General features: G+C 61.3%; 15 protein-coding genes and 1 pseudogene. 5 read left to right on the top strand and 11 right to left on the bottom strand.

The window, feature by feature from the left end:
- Nucleotides 1-80: 80 nt before the first annotated feature.
- From Mame_RS26655 to Mame_RS09060, 3 genes are all read right to left on the bottom strand, one after another.
- Complete coding sequence (locus tag Mame_RS26655; RefSeq protein WP_155122066.1) at nucleotides 81-524, bottom strand: FAD-binding oxidoreductase/lyase; 444 nt, start codon at nucleotides 522-524, stop codon at nucleotides 81-83.
- A 63-nt stretch (nucleotides 525-587) separates the two neighbouring features.
- The gene (locus tag Mame_RS09065; RefSeq protein ID WP_018067682.1) at nucleotides 588-1,541 is read right to left on the bottom strand and encodes a quinone oxidoreductase family protein; all 954 of its coding nucleotides are present in this window, start codon (nucleotides 1,539-1,541) and stop codon (nucleotides 588-590) included.
- An 83-nt stretch (nucleotides 1,542-1,624) separates the two neighbouring features.
- On the bottom strand, nucleotides 1,625-2,065 hold the full coding sequence (locus Mame_RS09060) for an SRPBCC family protein (RefSeq protein ID WP_018067683.1): 441 nt from the start codon (nucleotides 2,063-2,065) through the stop codon (nucleotides 1,625-1,627).
- A 121-nt stretch (nucleotides 2,066-2,186) separates the two neighbouring features.
- On the opposite strand from Mame_RS09060, the gene Mame_RS09055 reads away from it, so the two are divergent.
- Nucleotides 2,187-3,191, top strand: coding sequence for an AraC family transcriptional regulator (locus Mame_RS09055; protein WP_018067684.1), 1,005 nt, complete (start codon nucleotides 2,187-2,189; stop codon nucleotides 3,189-3,191).
- A gap of 72 nt (nucleotides 3,192-3,263) precedes the next feature.
- Here Mame_RS09055 and Mame_RS09050 read toward each other — a convergent pair whose 3' ends face one another.
- A complete protein-coding gene (locus Mame_RS09050; protein ID WP_018067685.1) occupies nucleotides 3,264-3,632 on the bottom strand; it encodes a winged helix-turn-helix transcriptional regulator in 369 nt (122 codons plus the stop codon).
- Between the two features lie 123 nt (nucleotides 3,633-3,755).
- On the opposite strand from Mame_RS09050, the gene Mame_RS09045 reads away from it, so the two are divergent.
- The gene (locus Mame_RS09045) at nucleotides 3,756-4,340 is read left to right on the top strand and encodes a glutathione S-transferase N-terminal domain-containing protein (RefSeq protein ID WP_018067686.1); all 585 of its coding nucleotides are present in this window, start codon (nucleotides 3,756-3,758) and stop codon (nucleotides 4,338-4,340) included.
- Between the two features lie 103 nt (nucleotides 4,341-4,443).
- On the opposite strand, the gene Mame_RS09040 is transcribed toward Mame_RS09045, so the two are convergent.
- Nucleotides 4,444-5,217 carry an SDR family oxidoreductase gene (locus Mame_RS09040; protein ID WP_018067687.1) on the bottom strand — a complete coding sequence of 258 codons (774 nt, stop codon included), beginning with the start codon at nucleotides 5,215-5,217 and terminating at the stop codon, nucleotides 4,444-4,446.
- An 87-nt stretch (nucleotides 5,218-5,304) separates the two neighbouring features.
- Between Mame_RS09040 and Mame_RS09035 the strand changes: the two genes are divergently transcribed.
- Entirely contained in the window at nucleotides 5,305-5,922 is a 618-nt protein-coding gene (locus Mame_RS09035) for a TetR/AcrR family transcriptional regulator (protein ID WP_018067688.1), read from the top strand.
- A 35-nt stretch (nucleotides 5,923-5,957) separates the two neighbouring features.
- Here the strand turns inward: Mame_RS09035 and Mame_RS09030 are convergent, their stop codons facing one another.
- Entirely contained in the window at nucleotides 5,958-6,716 is a 759-nt protein-coding gene (locus tag Mame_RS09030) for a bestrophin-like domain (RefSeq protein ID WP_018067689.1), read from the bottom strand.
- 223 nt (nucleotides 6,717-6,939) lie between these two features.
- Between Mame_RS09030 and Mame_RS09025 the strand changes: the two genes are divergently transcribed.
- Nucleotides 6,940-7,740 carry a hypothetical protein gene (locus Mame_RS09025; protein ID WP_018067690.1) on the top strand — a complete coding sequence of 267 codons (801 nt, stop codon included), beginning with the start codon at nucleotides 6,940-6,942 and terminating at the stop codon, nucleotides 7,738-7,740.
- A 101-nt stretch (nucleotides 7,741-7,841) separates the two neighbouring features.
- On the opposite strand, the gene Mame_RS09020 is transcribed toward Mame_RS09025, so the two are convergent.
- The 5 genes and pseudogenes from Mame_RS09020 to Mame_RS09000 all read right to left on the bottom strand — a co-directional run bounded on the left by Mame_RS09020 (nucleotide 7,842) and on the right by Mame_RS09000 (nucleotide 12,509).
- On the bottom strand, nucleotides 7,842-8,912 hold the full coding sequence (locus tag Mame_RS09020) for a linear amide C-N hydrolase (RefSeq protein ID WP_018067691.1): 1,071 nt from the start codon (nucleotides 8,910-8,912) through the stop codon (nucleotides 7,842-7,844).
- Between the two features lie 290 nt (nucleotides 8,913-9,202).
- Nucleotides 9,203-9,778 (bottom strand): annotated as a pseudogene (locus Mame_RS09015) (P-type ATPase actuator domain-containing protein); the annotation flags it as partial.
- 130 nt (nucleotides 9,779-9,908) lie between these two features.
- Complete coding sequence (locus tag Mame_RS09010) at nucleotides 9,909-10,739, bottom strand: universal stress protein (RefSeq protein WP_018067693.1); 831 nt, start codon at nucleotides 10,737-10,739, stop codon at nucleotides 9,909-9,911.
- A 91-nt stretch (nucleotides 10,740-10,830) separates the two neighbouring features.
- Nucleotides 10,831-11,814 (bottom strand): zinc-dependent alcohol dehydrogenase family protein, encoded by a 984-nt coding sequence (locus Mame_RS09005; RefSeq protein ID WP_026173969.1) that lies wholly within the window; start codon nucleotides 11,812-11,814, stop codon nucleotides 10,831-10,833.
- A 47-nt stretch (nucleotides 11,815-11,861) separates the two neighbouring features.
- The gene (locus tag Mame_RS09000; protein WP_018067695.1) at nucleotides 11,862-12,509 is read right to left on the bottom strand and encodes a BON domain-containing protein; all 648 of its coding nucleotides are present in this window, start codon (nucleotides 12,507-12,509) and stop codon (nucleotides 11,862-11,864) included.
- 708 nt (nucleotides 12,510-13,217) lie between these two features.
- On the opposite strand from Mame_RS09000, the gene Mame_RS08990 reads away from it, so the two are divergent.
- The gene (locus Mame_RS08990) at nucleotides 13,218-14,666 is read left to right on the top strand and encodes a DUF6880 family protein (RefSeq protein ID WP_018067697.1); all 1,449 of its coding nucleotides are present in this window, start codon (nucleotides 13,218-13,220) and stop codon (nucleotides 14,664-14,666) included.
- Nucleotides 14,667-14,793: the final 127 nt, after the last annotated feature.

Below are 14,793 nucleotides of genomic sequence, written 5' to 3'. Positions count from 1 at the left end.
GAGAAAACCCGCCCCAACGGGAAGAGCACCAAGGCCATCGGACGTTTCGACAAAACCGCCCGATGGCCTGCAAGCGCCAATCACGATGCGTAGCCGAGGCGATCCTTCAGCCAGTACCAGCGCACGCCGATATTGACGATCGGCTTGCGCAGCGCATGCCAGAACAACGGGCGGATGGGCGTGACGGGGAACACCAGCGGCGCGCCCTCGCCGATATTCCGGCCAAGCGCCGTTCCAAGCGCCGTCGCCATGGCAATGCCCCGACCATTGTAGCCGAGCGCAACCATCAGCCCGTCATCGGACATATGCAGATGCGGCAGGCCATCCATGGTGAGCGCGGCCTGAGCCAGCCTTCGCTGCGCGCGGTGGAGCGGATCAGCAATGCGGTCGGCGTTCCCATGCACTGGCTGTTCGAGCTGCCGAACGATGCAGACGAGGGCGACGACGTGGTGGTCCGAAAGGGCTACGGGGCAAAGCTCACGGCTGGAACCGTTGCCCTGAACCGGAGTCAATCCGTCGACCAATGCATCAGGTTCCCTGGTCCAGACGAAAGTCCGCGCTGTTATTGAATTGCAATCCGCGCGGCCTTAGCCCGTTCTGTCCGGATGGACGATGTAGCGCACTTCGGCCGACCGTCTCCATACGCTGGCGATATCCGCGAGAGGCACGACCTTGAAGGGCAGCGTCCATCCGGCTTTTTGCGCCGCGACCATCAATTCGCCGGCGCCTGCCAGATAGTCGTGGACCGGAACCGAGCCGATACCCGAGCCGAGAATGTCGAGCCCCGAGCTTTGCAGTCCGTACCCGGAAAGCGGCACCGTGGCGCCGCCGAGCGTTCCGAGAACCATGTATGTGCGCGCCGGTTCGCCCGCGGGCGAACCGCGCCCTGCCGTGGCCGCGGCGAGAACACGCTCTGCCACCGGTCCCCAGACGAAATCGAGGACGATGTCGACGCCGGCCTCGAACGCTGTCTTCAGAGCCGTGTCTGCATCCCGCGCGTCGAGTGCGATGCCGGCGTCGGCAGCAAGGCCATCCAGTTTGTCAGCGGAACGGACGACCGCGATGGTGCGTCCCGCGCCGAGATGCCGCGCGATCTCCAGGGCCATGCGTCCGGCCGCGCCGTTGGCGCCGGTGACCAGAACCGTCTGTCCAGCTCTGATCGGCACGCGGCGGGTCAGCGCAACCCAGGATGCGAGCCCCGCGGTTGCAACGGCAGCGGCGCGCGTGTCGCTCAATCCGTCCGGAACGGGAACGGTCATCGCCGCCGGGACAAGCGTCCGCTCCGCCAGAGCGCCGAAGGGAGCCTTGGGAAACAGAAAATAGACGCGGCGGCCCGACGCATCCCTCCCCACCCCATCGACGCCGGCCACGAAACCATTGCCGTCATCCGATACGGGTTTCAGCGCGGCCCGGGCACGCACGATCGGGCTTATCGGCGCCGCGGTTACCGAAATGACGGCTTCGCCGTCACCGGCTTCCGGCTCCCGGAAATCGACGTAGCGGGGGCCAGCCTCGGGCGATGTGATGATCGCAGCTTTCATGGTGCGTTCTCCAGTTCTTTGACATAGACGGCCAATGGCTTTGCGCAGATGCCGTCTCGGTAGCGTTGTTCCGTGGGTAAGGATCAGGATCGGGCGAAATAGGCCCGCATATCATCGATGTCGCGCTGGTAAATGCCCTGGACCCAGGCTTTGACCTCTTCCGGATTGCCTTCGCGGATCGTGAAGTTGCCGCACCAATAAACCAGCGCGCGGTTGCCATCCGTAACCGGCAGGACCTGGACCTTGCCGTTATAGTCATGGATCGGAAGCGATGTCGGGGGCAGAAGGGCATAGCGGAAATATCGCTCGTGGTCCGACAGCGCGATCAGGCGTTCGCGCAATTCATTGCCGCTTTCGAACACCAGGCGACGGACCGCGCCGACCTGATCAACAGCATGCTCGCCCTCGATATCGCTGGACGCGATGTTGCATACCCAACGCGCGGGGCCTGAGAAGTCCCTCAAACCGGCCCAGACGGTATCCGCATCGGCGTCGATGACGCCGCTCGCATAAACCTCAGTCATGTGTGTTGTCCCTTTCGATGATGCATGTCGGCGTGCGAAACGAGACTGTCAGATAGACACGCTGGCCCATACGATCTATGTGAGAGAGTGCCATATTTTTACGCGATCGTTCGGATTTGCCATGGACCCGTTGTCCGACCTGCTGTCACTGCTGAAGCCCCGGAGCTACATCACCGCCGGTTTCGACGCCGGCGGCGAATGGGCGCTTTCACTCGATGACCTTGCCGGGCGGATCAAATGCTACGCGGTGATCCGCGGTAGCTGCTGGCTGAAGGCGGAGGGGACGGAGACAGCCATCCGGCTGGCCGCCGGCGAATGCTTCGTGCTGCCGAGCGGGCGGGACGTCATCATCGCCAGCGGACCAGATGTTGCGCCCCGTCCGGCAAGCGAGGTGCTCGACCCCGACAGCAGCGGCAATGTCATCTCCGTCAATGGCGGCGGGGCGTGCTATCTGGTCGGCAGTCGCTTCGAGGTCAGCGGACGGCATGCCGCGCTGCTCCTGCGATCGCTGCCGCCGCTCATTCGCATAAGAGCCACCGGCGGCCAGGCGCGGCTGCGGGGCTTGATCGAAATGATGATGGAGGAGATGCGGGAGGCGCGCGCCGGATCGTCGCTGATGGCGCAACAGCTTTCACACATGATGCTGGTCCAGGCGCTGCGTCTTCATGTGGAGGAACAGGGTCCGGACGAGACCGGCTGGCTCGCCGCGCTCGCCGATCCGCATGTCGGCCCGGCGATCCGCGCGATTCACGGGGAGCCCGCGCGTGCCTGGTCCCTGGAGACGCTGGCCCGGGAGGTCGGTATGTCGCGCACCGTCTTTGCGCAGCGGTTCAAGCGGAAGGTCGGCGCGACGCCGATCGCCTATCTCACCCGCTGGCGCATGATGCTGGCGGGCGAACGGCTGATCGAAACCCGCGACAGTATCGCCGAAATCGCGACCTCGCTGGGATATGTGTCGGAATACGCCTTCGCCGCGGCGTTCAAACGTGAAATGGGTTGTCCGCCGCGTCGCTACTTGCGGGAGACCGGCGGGTTGTCGCCTGTGAAGCGCCAAGCTGATGGCAGGGCCTCAGATCGGGTCAGTCAGTTTCCCGTAGCGGCGGATGACGGCGCTTTCCTGCCCTGAAGATGCTCAGGCCAATTCAGGCGTTCCGGTGTGGATGGTCCGGGCTTCGGCCCTATTGCCACGGTGAACGCATCAAGGCTTACGGTTGTCGTAACGGATGCGGTTGTCCGCGATCGCTCCACGGTGGGCCGCCGCCCAATCGGCGAGATGCTTTGCCGTGTCGGACAGGGAATGTCCGAGCGGCGTCAGGGCGTATGCGACCTGCGGCGGCGTGGTGTGGCGCACGCTGCGTTCGATCATGCCGTCCCGTTCCAGCGTCTTGAGCGTCCTGGTCAGCATCTGCTGCGAAATGCCGCCGACGCGCCGCTTGATTTCGTTGAAGCGGTGTGGGCCCGGGCGAAGCGCGACGACCACCTGGATCGTCCACTTATCGCCGATGCGGCTGAGGATCTCGCTGACGGCGCGGCAATCGGCGCCGGCGGACTTGACGGTCATATCCATCTGACCTGCTCCGGAATTTATGCTTTTGACGGCCCTTTTTAAGTCCCATAAATGGCTGTGGTCAACAATTCAGACCTGGTTCCAGAAATTGACTCTGGCCGGGTTCAGACAAGGAGACCACATATGAAGCTGTTTTATTATCCCGGCGCCTGCAGCCTGGCCGATCACATCGCGCTCATCGAGGCCGGGCTTGCCTATCAGCTCGTCAGCATCGACCACGAAAAAAGGACCGGGGACGGTCGCGATTTTCTGGCGCTCAACCCGAAGGGCTACATTCCGGCCCTTGAGATGGACGACGGAGTGGTCCTGACCGAGAACCAGGTCATCCTGGCCTATATCGCCGAGGAAAGCGGCAAGCTTCTGCCCGAAGACCGCCTGCTCAGGTGGCGGACACTCGAGGCGCTCGCCTACATGTCCAGCGAAATCCACGGCGCCTACGCCCCGTTCTTCAGGGATTTCCCCGAACCGGAAAAGCAGCGCGCCCGCGAGAAGATCGAGAAGGCCTTCGCGCTTCTCGCCGATCAGATGGGCGACAAGGCATTCCTGATCAGTTCCGAGATGACGATTGCCGACTGCTATCTCTTCTGGGTCCTGATGGTCGCGCCACGGAGCGGCGTTGACCTGCCCGCAAACCTGCTGAACTGCCTGAAACGTATGAGGGCAATGCCCTCGGTCATCCGGGCGCTTGAGGAAGAAGGATTGAGCTGATCTGACAGCTTTGCGATAACGACGCTGCGGCGAGCGCATTTTGAGTGCGGCGCGCTCGCCACGGCCATGAGCGGACCTCTCATGGCCGCGTAGCGGGGGTTATTCAGATCCGCGCGCCGCCGGTCGCATCGATCATCTGACCCGTCGTCCACCGCGCCTCGTTCGATGCCAGGAAGGCGATGACGTCGGCAACGTCTTCCGGCTTTCCGACACGTGAGAAGACCGAGAGGGCCTCCGCGCCGGCGCGCGCGTCCGGCGATGCCAGCCACTCGGCATTCATATCCGTCTCCGTCACGCCCGGCAGCACGGCATTGACCGTGATTCCGCGCGTGGCAAATTCCGGCGCCAGTGCCAGCGTCAAGGTCTCCAACGCCCCCTTGGAGGCCGCATAGGCCGGATGCGTCGGCGCCGCGACCCGGGTGAACCCGGTCGACACATTGATGATGCGGCCATTGTCGCGAATATGGTCAGCCGCGGCCTGGATCAGGAAGAATGGCGCCTTGTAATTGATGGCCATGACCGCGTCGAACACGGCTTCGTCCGTCTGCTTCAATGGCAGGGCGGGCGCGATGCCGGCATTGTTCACCAGAATGTCGAGAGCGGCGGAACCCGTCTCGGCACGGGCGGCTTCGGCGAACTGTTCCCAAAGGCTGTCGGCCGCCGCCTTGCCCTCTCGCAGGTCGGCCTTGACGCCAACCGCCTTTACCCCGAGCGCCTCGATGTCGCGAAGCGTGGCATCGGCCGCATCGGCATTGGCGGTGTAGTGCACGCCGATCAGCGCCGCACCTTCCTTCGCCACGGCAAGGGCAACCGCCCGGCCGATGCCGCGTGAACTACCGGTGATCAGGGCTATCTTGTTTTCCAGTCTCTTGGTCATGGGTCACTCCGTTGCTAAATTAAATAGTGACCGCTATAATAACTATTGGAATGCCGTCGTCAACAATTTAATAGGGATCACTATTTAATGTCGAATCCGGCTCGCAAACGGGGCAGACCGCGCGCGCTCGAACGCGACGTGGGCCTCGACATCGCGGCTCGCCTGTTCTGGGAACGCGGCTATGAAGGCACCTCGACCGCCGACCTCACCAGGGCCATGGGCATCAATCCGCCGACGCTCTACTCCATGTTCGGCTCAAAGGAGGAACTGTACCGGCAGGCGCTCGCGTTCGGCATCGCCCGTGAAAGCGGCCGCCGGATGGAGATCCTGCAATCCCCTCTTCCGGCTTACGATGCCCTGAGGCTGTATCTCTACGATATCGCTGATGGAGACACGCAGCCCGGCAAGCCGCGCGGCTGCATGGTCTCGACGGCCGTTCTGCAGCATGCGGAAGAAAACGCATCCGTCGCGCAGATGACGGCGGCCTTGCGGGAAGCCTCGATGAAGACCCTCAAAACCCGCTTTGACCGGGCCGTCGAGGACGACGAATTGCCGGCGCAGACCGACACCGATACCCTCGCGCGCTTCTATGGCGCGATCATTCAGGGCATGTCGGCACAGGCCTGCGACGGCGCCTGCAACGCACGGCTGAAGCATCTGATCGATCTCGCACTCACCGCCTGGCCCGGAAAGCGTGGCGCCTGACGCCGTGCGAACGCGGGCCCAAATACGGTCCGCTGTCAGGTCAAATTCAGATACAGTCCGCTTGGCTCTATCGTCTCGATGCCGGCATAGGGGCTTGCGTGCACCGTCAGCAGCCAGAGGCTTGTTGTGGCTGCAAGCACATAAAGGAATATCGCTATACTCCCCGCGCGTGTTCTGTCTGCGTGCGTCACGGCGATCGTAAGCGATGTCAAGATCGTCAGCGTCAGCAGCATATACCATTTATACTGATTGACGGTCGTGCTGGCGATGGCGAGGCGCACATCGCGCGTTTCCTGCAGGTCGTTGAAAATGGCAACGGTCTGGTTGATGATCGGAGCGGGCGCATCGCCCTCGGCGATATCCATGATGATGATACGTATTTTCTGAAGGGCCTGCTCGACCGAAGCCGCGGGATGAAGGTTTCCGTTGGCACCCCATTCGTCCGAGATCACCTTTTCACGATAGAACTCCATCGCCGCTTCAAGGTCAGGCCTGTTCAGCACCTCGGCTTCGGCGTTTCCGATCAGTCGATTGATCGCGGACCGCTCCGAGGTGAGTTCCTGGTCAGCCTTTGCGTGCAGCGTCCAGATGTCGGCGGCAACGAAGCCGAGAGACAGAGCCCAGGACGTCGCAATCGTTCCAATGAAGGCGCCCAGCGGAATGACGAGAGCATCCGTGCGCGCAAATCGGGCAAACAGGCACAGAACCCAATAGGTCATGGTGAACAAGGCGAGACCGAAGACCAGAAACAGCAGGATTGAGGGAACCAGTGCCAGGTTCAGAAAATACGACATTGAAATCCACTTCAGGGAGAACACGGGCTACGCTTTCCTGAAAATAGAATTGCCCGGTTAAAAATCTGGTTACCGAGACGCTCGCCTACCGGCGACGGACCGCACGCCAATCGCTGTTTCTGTGGAACCGCAGAGTTGCACCTCGCTTCTATGATGGTAACTGCTTACAAAAGACGATGATACAAGTGGAATCGGTTCAGGTTGCCGGACCGGGGGGAACACATTGAAAGAATATATCCTTGCGTGCGCTTTTTCTCTATGCGTCCCGCAGATTCTCCATGCGGCCGACAGTGCCACCGCCGCCCCGGAAACCTCCGCAGCGAGCGCCTCTGACGGGGCACTCCAGATCACTCCCTATCTGTGGGCAACCGGGGTCACGGGGAAGGTCTCTCCCTTCGGCGTCGGGCCGACCGTGAATATCGACCGCTCTTTTTCCGAGGGCCGGGACGGGCTGAATATTGCCGGATTTGTCAATGTCTGGGGCCGCCACGACCGTTTCGTTCTCTCAGCGGACATGATGTATACGGATACGAGCGACGAGAATACATATGGGTTTCCGGGCACATCGCAGCTGCCGGCGTTTGAAGCGGCCGGCACACTCAATACCAGGCAGTTCATGGCCACCGTGCAGGGCGGATACCGCGTTGTCGATACGCCCGCATTTACGCTCGACGCTTTGGCCGGCATACGTCTGTGGCATATTTCCAATGAGATCACGGCCAGCGGACTTGGCAGATCAGTCCGTTATGACGAAAGCTTCGGCTGGATTGACCCCGTCGTCGGCGCCCGCGTGTTTTTCAATCTGACGGATCGTTTATCGGTTCAGGCTCAGGCCGATATCGGCGGCTTTGACGTCAATTCCGATCTGACCTGGTCGTTCCTCTCGACGGCGAACTATACCTTGAGCGAGCACCTGTCATTTTCGGCAGGCTATAAGATCGTCGACACCGATTACGAAAAAGACGGTCATGTCTACGACACGAGGCTGAGCGGGCCGGTTGTGGGAATTACCTACCGGTTCTGACCGAGATTGGCCTGGTCGCGAACATCCGCGATCGGAACGACAAGTCCCGTTGAGAACAGGATGATCCGGCCACCACACGGGAATGCGGTGGCCGGCACGTCTCAGTTGACCGGTTCGAACTTGAAAGGTTCGGCAGGCTTGAAGTCCGCCGACACTTCGCCTGACTGCAGCGTGACCATGTCAACGCCCAGATCCAGCATCCGCACCCCGGCTTCAGCCGAAAAATCCAGATTGTTCAGATCGACCCAGAACAGGTTCGGGGAAATCGCCGATTCGACATAAAACAGCTTGTCCTTGTGATCCGCGACCACCCTCCAGCGCGTGGTCGACAGGTTCGGCGCGTCCGGCGTGTTGATGCCATAGGGAACGGAAGCATTGCGGACCACGCTCATGGCGGCGGCCGCCGCAATGCGCGGGTCATCCGACTGGACCACCATGTCGATATAGGTGTCAGCACGGGTAAAGCGATCGGAAGAACGGGTTGTGCCGGGCAGCGTCTCACGCGGATTGACGTCCTGCCAATACCTTTTCACCGCCAGTTGCTGATCGTATGGCGGATCGTTCGTCATGGTGCGGTATTGCGGGCCGTGATGAATGACCAGTTCGCCGTCCAGCCATTCCAGAATAGCGCTGTCGCCGCTGGCGTCCGAGAGCGAAAGATGCACCTTCGCCAGGCGTCCGGGCTGATCGGGAACGTCGGCGGTCACCACGTCGAAAGGATTGGCTTCCAAATCCTCCACCGCTTCGGCAACACTGCCGTAATTGTCCATGAAATACTGCGCCCAGATCGACAGCGACATTTCGGGCTTCGACCCGTCATTCTTCGGGTATTCGGACGCCACCAGCCAGAGCATGTTGGCCACCAGGCCGGCCTCGTTCATGCCATCCACGGTAGAGAAGTCATAACCGGATACAATCATGCTTCCGTATTTCGATGTCCAGGTCAGCGAATTCTCGCCCGCTTCGCCATTTCGCTCCATGCCGCGCGGGAACACCCACAGGTTGGAAAGCATCGGCAGGCTCCAGTCCATGGAACGCGCCGTCAGGATGCGGTCTTCCGGACCATGATAGACAACACGCGTGCAAGCATCGGCGATCGGCGCCGCGGCCACCGAAAGCGCGGCGGCCAGTGTCAGGCTGCGCCAAAGCGATCTGTTTGCTTTCAAAATCATTCCTCCAGTTTGTACAGCGGTCAACCTTTGAGCCTCAGGCGAAAAACCGACTCAACCAACTTGGATGGTCGCAAGCCGGTTGGTCAAGCTTAAGTGACGACAAACGCATCGTGGGCCACCTAAATCTGAGATCGCTTCCCGCAGCCTGGTGTAGCTGGATTTCATAGCTATAGGCGACTTTAGTTAGGGGCAGGGTTGTTGAAGACCAATCCGCTGGAAGATTACTGAAGTCCGTCGACATGATGAACCTGCGCTTTCTCGTTGAGCGCGGTCTGGGTGCCCGCCGCCTTCTACCTCCTGCTTTCAGGGGAAATCGTCAAAGGGCTCATTCCGCGCGCAAGCACCAATGTTGCGACGATCGGCAGCCCTTCCGGTATGGCGGCCACGGCCAAAGCGATCGCGGCCTCGACCATCAGCATGGGGTCCTTGCCCGAGATAATGCCGGCAACCGCAACGAGTACGGCAGTCGCAAGGATGATCCAGATCAGTTGACCGGAGAGCCGTGAAAGCCGTTTTTCCAGCGGAGAACGCCCGGTTTCGGCTTTGGCGATCAGTTGCGATATGCGGCCGAGTTCCGTGGAAAGTCCCGTCCCAACGACAAGACCGATGCCACTGCCGGAGGCAACGACGGTCCCCTTGTAGAGCATTGAATGGCGGTCACCGATCCGCGCGTCGCGTTCGACCGGCGCCACGCCCTTGTCCGTCGGGAGGGATTCACCGGTCAGGGCGGCGTCGTCCGCCGTCAGGTTCACGGCCTCGATCAACCGCAGATCCGCCGACAGCCTGTCACCGGCCTCCACCAGAAGGATATCGCCCGGCACGAGGCTCTCGGCAGGCACGAGCCGTACGTACCCGCCACGGCGAACCCGCGCGGCATGGCTTGGGACCCGTCATGGTGTGCCTCGCGATCTATGCCGCAAATTTCGCCCGGCCGCGACATCCGCCACGGCCAGTCCCATTGGTGGAAGTCCGAATGCGACCCGTTAACGGGCTGCGTCAGTGCCCCATCAGAACGGGGACTTCCGATCTCTTCAGGATTTCCCGCGTAGCGCCGCCGAGCACCCACTCGCGCAGGCGGGTATGGCCGTAGCCGCCCATGACGATCAGGCCGGCATTCAGCAGATCGGCCTCGTCGAGCAGGGTGGCGCCCACGCCCTTGCCCTCCGGCAGGGGATTGAGTTCGACCGAGACCCCGTGGCGGTCGAGATGGCGGGCGATGTCATTGCCCTGGGTGACCCGCTCGATCCGGCCCAGTTCGTCATCGCCAATCATGCAGACCGACACGCGATCGGCCCGTTTGAGGAACGGCAGGGCCTCGTCGACCGCCCGCGCGGCCTCCCGCGTGTTGCGCCAGCCGAGCACGATGGTCGAGAAATCAAGGGCGGAGATGCATTTCGGCGACACCAGCAAGACCGAGTGCCCGGCACCGAACAGCACGGATTCCACCAGCGCCATTGTCTCGTGATCGTCCTCCTGCGGCAGCGTCGAGACGAACAGGTCGTAGAGCCGCGCCTCGGCCAGGAAGGTTTGCTGCCACCGGGACGAGAGCACATCGAAACGACGCAGCTCGTTCCGGACGTCGAGGCCGGAAAGCAGGCCTTCCAGCGCAGCGGCAATCCTGTCACCCTTCTCCCGTGCCTGTCTTTGCATGTCATCGAGAGCGGACGCCGAATAGCTGTAAATCTCCGCCGCCGGCATGTCGGGCAGACGATTGACGAAGACGCCGGAAAGATGGGCGTCGAACATCACCGCGATCTGACGCGCGGCTTCAAGGCGGTCCTTGTCGCCATCGCCGCCATCGAGATGCACACACAAATCCTTGACCATGTCGGTCTCCCTTGTTGCCTTTATTGGTGACAGTCGATCACGGGCTGTCGCAAAGGGCATTGATCATTATCAACAAACGAGATGACGCCGGTCAGGGAACAAGAACCGCAGCCCCCTGAAACCGACCATGCCGCAGATCATCGAGGGCGCGGTTGGCCGCTTCGAGCGGATAGCGCTTGATGGTGGTGGAAATGCGGGCGGCCTGCGCGATCTTCAGAAACTCATGTCCGTCCTGCCGGGTGAGGTTGGCCACCGACAATATATGCCTTTCCTCCCAAAGCAGGCGATAGGGAAAGGCCGGAATATCGCTCATATGAATGCCGCCGCAGACAACCCTGCCGCCCTTTCGGGTGGCGCGGAGCGCGAGCGGCACGAGTTCGCCCACCGGCGCGAAGATGATGGCAGCGTCGAGCGCCTGCGGCGGCTTGTCTTCCGACGCCCCGGCCCAGGTGGCGCCGAGGCGCCGCGCATGGTCCTGGCTGGCGCGATCGCCGGCGCGTGTAAACGCATAGACCTCGCGGCCCTGCCAGGCGAGCACCTGCGCGAGGATATGCGCCGCCGCGCCGAAGCCATAAAGCCCGATGCGCTTGCCCTCGCCCGCCATCTTCAGCGACCGCCACCCGATCAGGCCGGCGCACATCAGCGGGGCCGCGGCCGCCGGATCGTCGAACCCCTCCATGGGAAAGGTGAAATCGGCTGCGGCAATCACATGCGTGGCAAACCCGCCATCCCGCGTGCAGCCGGTAAACTGCGGATGATCACAGAGGTTTTCACTGTCTTCCAGGCAATAGGCGCAATGGCCGCATGTGTGCCCGAGCCAGGGAATGCCGACCCTCTGCCCGATCGCGAGCGAGGTCACGCCGTCGCCGAGCCGTTCGACGATCCCGACGATCTCGTGGCCGGGGATCACCGGTAGCCGCACCTCCGGCAGATCGCCGTCGACGACATGCAGGTCGGTCCTGCAGACGGCGCAGGCTTCGACCCTGACGCTCACCTCGCCCGCGCCGGGAACAGGGTCGGGCCTCTCCTCCAGAGCCAGCGGCGTTCGCAAGGTCCGCAGAACCATAGCCTTCATGTCATCGCTCCGATAACGGACCGACACTGCTGCCAGCCCGGAATGTCCTAAAGAACCGTGATGCGGTCATCGACGTGTCGGACGCCCGCTGCCGACCATGCCGCACGCTCCGCGGCCTGACGCTCGCGATAGGCCTTCACCTTGCCTTCAAGCGTGACCTTGCCATCCTGAACGTGAACCTTGATCGCATCGGCTTCGATTTCCGCATCCCGCTTGAACGCGTCCTCGATGCGTTTCTTGACGTCAGGAGCGGAAACCTTCGGCACGACTTCGATCAGGTTACTGATCCCGGTTATGCCTGCAAGCCCCTTTATCGCGTGCATCGCCGCATCGCGTTGATACTGCCACTCCACCGCCCCGGTCAGCGTCAACCAGCCTTTGCTGACGGTCACCTGAAGCTTTTCGTCGGGAACGATCTCGTGCCATTTCAGGGCATTGACCGCCCGCTGGGCAACCACGTCATCGGCGGTGACATGAGAGCCCCTTGGACGGACCTCGATCTCCTCGGCAATGCCGCGCACGCCCCGGATCCGCCGGACAGTCGCTTCGATCGTCGTCTTCTGTGTGTAGGCAGGAACATGACCGGTCAGGGTGACGACGCCGTTTTCCACCGCTACGCCGATATCCGCCGCGTCAATGCTGGGTTCGAATTCCAGTTCATCGATTATGTTCTGGCGCAATGTCTTGTCCTGCATGACAACCTCCCTGAGGAATTCCGTTGGATTCCTGGGACCGCAAACGTGAGCGCGAGAGGGCGGCGGGTCATTGATAGCCATCAACGGGAGCAGGCCATGGCCGACGACTTTTCGCCAATTATACCGAGACCACGGAAACCCCGAATTGTTGATGGCCGTCAATGAGCGCGCTGACCACGCCGCCTAGCCTTCCCTCATCATTTCATGACTGAAGGAAGGACTATCATGACGGAACAGTCTGCAATTCAGAGTGACGGCAACGGGCCCATCGAACCTGTCGACTTGGGCTTCGCGTTCCGTCGCATAAAGCTTTTGCGTGCCTCTCGCTTGCTGAGCAGCCAGAAGCAATCAACCGCGTTCAGCGTGAACTCGATCGCCTTGAGGTCGGCGTGCGAAGCGACCAGATTGTAACATCTTACCTCGGACGCACCGCCTCACTTCGCAACATCCGCGCCAGACAGAAGCGTTTGAACGCTCTGGCTACCTGCTACGGATTCCGCCATGAATGGCGCAAGCATGTGAAGATCCCCGCGGTGACAGAACCAGTGCGACGCTGAAGCTCTCAACGACCGCCCGAGCTTTGTCCTGGTTGAACGTCTGATCAGGTTACGGGCAGGGCCAAGGATTATCCCGGCACAACACGGCGGCGGTCTTGGTCTGTTGTCGCCTGCGGTATAGCGTGCACACGGACATGAAGGAGGCTGGCGCATGGCCAAGAAAACAACGCTCAACGCGAAGAACCTGGAAGCGCTGGGGGCGAAGCGGCTGGCGGAGCTTCTGATCGAAATCTCCACCGGAAGTGCTGCTCACAAACGGCGACTGCGCCTGGAACTGGCTGGGGAACAAAGCAGTGGCGAGGTGGCCCGAGAAATTCGGAAACATCTCACCCGTATTCAGCGCGCCCGCAGCTTCATCGACTGGAGGAAGGTCAAAAAGCTGAAGTCGGACCTCGAAACCCAGCGCTCGGCCATCGTCGAGAAGCTCGAACCGGCAGACCCTGACGAAGCGCTCGAACTGATCTGGCGATTTCTGCACCTCGCAGACTCTATCTTTGCACGCTCGGATGATGGCAGCGGTTCGCTGGTTGAGAGCTTTCATGCCGCCTGTGTCGATGCCGGACGCATCGCAAAGGCATCAAAAACCTCCCCGGAAGCATTGGCCGAAAAGGTATTTCAGGCGCTGCAGGACAATGGCTACGGTCAATATGACCCGCTAATCGAAGAGATGATACCGGCGCTCGAAACTGATGGACTAGTGCGTCTGAAAGACCTGTCGACCCAATGGCTCGACGAGGCCAGAAAGGAAAAGCCCCGACGTGACGGCCGGATCATCGGCATGAGCCAGAACGGACCGATTTACGAGGACGAGGTCTATAGCCGTCACGATGATCTGTCGGCCCGCATCGCTCTTGAGGCCATTGCCGATGCTGAGGGTGATGTCGATGCCTATATCGCGCTACAAACCGAGCAGGCCCTAAAGTCACCGATGATTGCCGCGAGGATGGCAGAGCGGCTGCTGAAGGTTAATCGAGCGGGAGAAGCGCTGAAGCGGCTCGATCAGGCCGCCCCGGAGAAAGACCGGTCCTTCCCGGTTCTGGAATGGGAGCAGACGCGAGCCGATGCGCTTGAGGCGCTGGATAGGGCCAATGAGGCGCAACGGTTCAGATGGGCGTGCTTCGAAGCCTCGCTCGAACAGCAGCATCTCCGCGACTATCTGAAACGCTTGCCGGATTTCGATGACATGGAGGCCGAGGAAAAGGCGCTGGCATGGGTCGTGGACTATCCAAGCGTCCATCAAGCTCTGCTGTTCTTCATGGAATGGCCTGCGCTTCGCGAAGCTAATGCGCTCATTCTGGCTCGATATACCGAGATCGACGGCAATTATTACGAGCTTCTGACGCCGGTCAGCGAAACGCTGAAGGAAAAATACCCGCTTGCGGCGACGCTGCTTCTTAGAGCCATGATCGACTTCAGCCTGAAGAACGCCCGTTCCAGCCGCTACAAGCATGCAGCTGGGCACCTGATGACGTGCGAGACCCTTGCATTGCAGATCGACGATTTCGGCCCATGCGAGCCGCACCATGCCTATTTAGAAAAACTGCAGCGCGATCACGGCAGAAAACCAGGCTTTTGGACGGCTGTGGAACGGCTTTATTGATACGCCAACCTCTTCTGAGCTTGCGCTGCCATCGTGATCTCCAATCGGTGTTGAACCGGTAACGTCGCCCTGGCGTCGGGTCGACTGTCACATCCTCGAAACCGGAAACGACAGCTTCCGGTTCAAA

Source organism: Martelella mediterranea DSM 17316, assembly GCF_002043005.1.
GTDB lineage: Bacteria > Pseudomonadota > Alphaproteobacteria > Rhizobiales > Rhizobiaceae > Martelella > Martelella mediterranea.
Note: the sequence above shows the minus strand (reverse complement) of the source record. Positions and strands in the feature narration are given on the sequence as shown.

Coding starts and splice junctions, on each gene's coding strand:
- Mame_RS09035 (WP_018067688.1), top strand. CDS start 5,305: ATGTCGAATCCGGCTCGCAAACGGGGCAGACCGCGCGCGCTCGAACGC.
- Mame_RS08990 (WP_018067697.1), top strand. CDS start 13,218: ATGGCCAAGAAAACAACGCTCAACGCGAAGAACCTGGAAGCGCTGGGG.
- Mame_RS09065 (WP_018067682.1), bottom strand. CDS start 1,541: ATGAAAGCTGCGATCATCACATCGCCCGAGGCTGGCCCCCGCTACGTC.
- Mame_RS09020 (WP_018067691.1), bottom strand. CDS start 8,912: ATGATTTTGAAAGCAAACAGATCGCTTTGGCGCAGCCTGACACTGGCC.
- Mame_RS09045 (WP_018067686.1), top strand. CDS start 3,756: ATGAAGCTGTTTTATTATCCCGGCGCCTGCAGCCTGGCCGATCACATC.
- Mame_RS09055 (WP_018067684.1), top strand. CDS start 2,187: ATGGACCCGTTGTCCGACCTGCTGTCACTGCTGAAGCCCCGGAGCTAC.
- Mame_RS09010 (WP_018067693.1), bottom strand. CDS start 10,739: ATGGTCAAGGATTTGTGTGTGCATCTCGATGGCGGCGATGGCGACAAG.
- Mame_RS09060 (WP_018067683.1), bottom strand. CDS start 2,065: ATGACTGAGGTTTATGCGAGCGGCGTCATCGACGCCGATGCGGATACC.
- Mame_RS09030 (WP_018067689.1), bottom strand. CDS start 6,716: ATGTCGTATTTTCTGAACCTGGCACTGGTTCCCTCAATCCTGCTGTTT.
- Mame_RS09040 (WP_018067687.1), bottom strand. CDS start 5,217: ATGACCAAGAGACTGGAAAACAAGATAGCCCTGATCACCGGTAGTTCA.
- Mame_RS09005 (WP_026173969.1), bottom strand. CDS start 11,814: ATGAAGGCTATGGTTCTGCGGACCTTGCGAACGCCGCTGGCTCTGGAG.
- Mame_RS09000 (WP_018067695.1), bottom strand. CDS start 12,509: ATGCAGGACAAGACATTGCGCCAGAACATAATCGATGAACTGGAATTC.
- Mame_RS09050 (WP_018067685.1), bottom strand. CDS start 3,632: ATGGATATGACCGTCAAGTCCGCCGGCGCCGATTGCCGCGCCGTCAGC.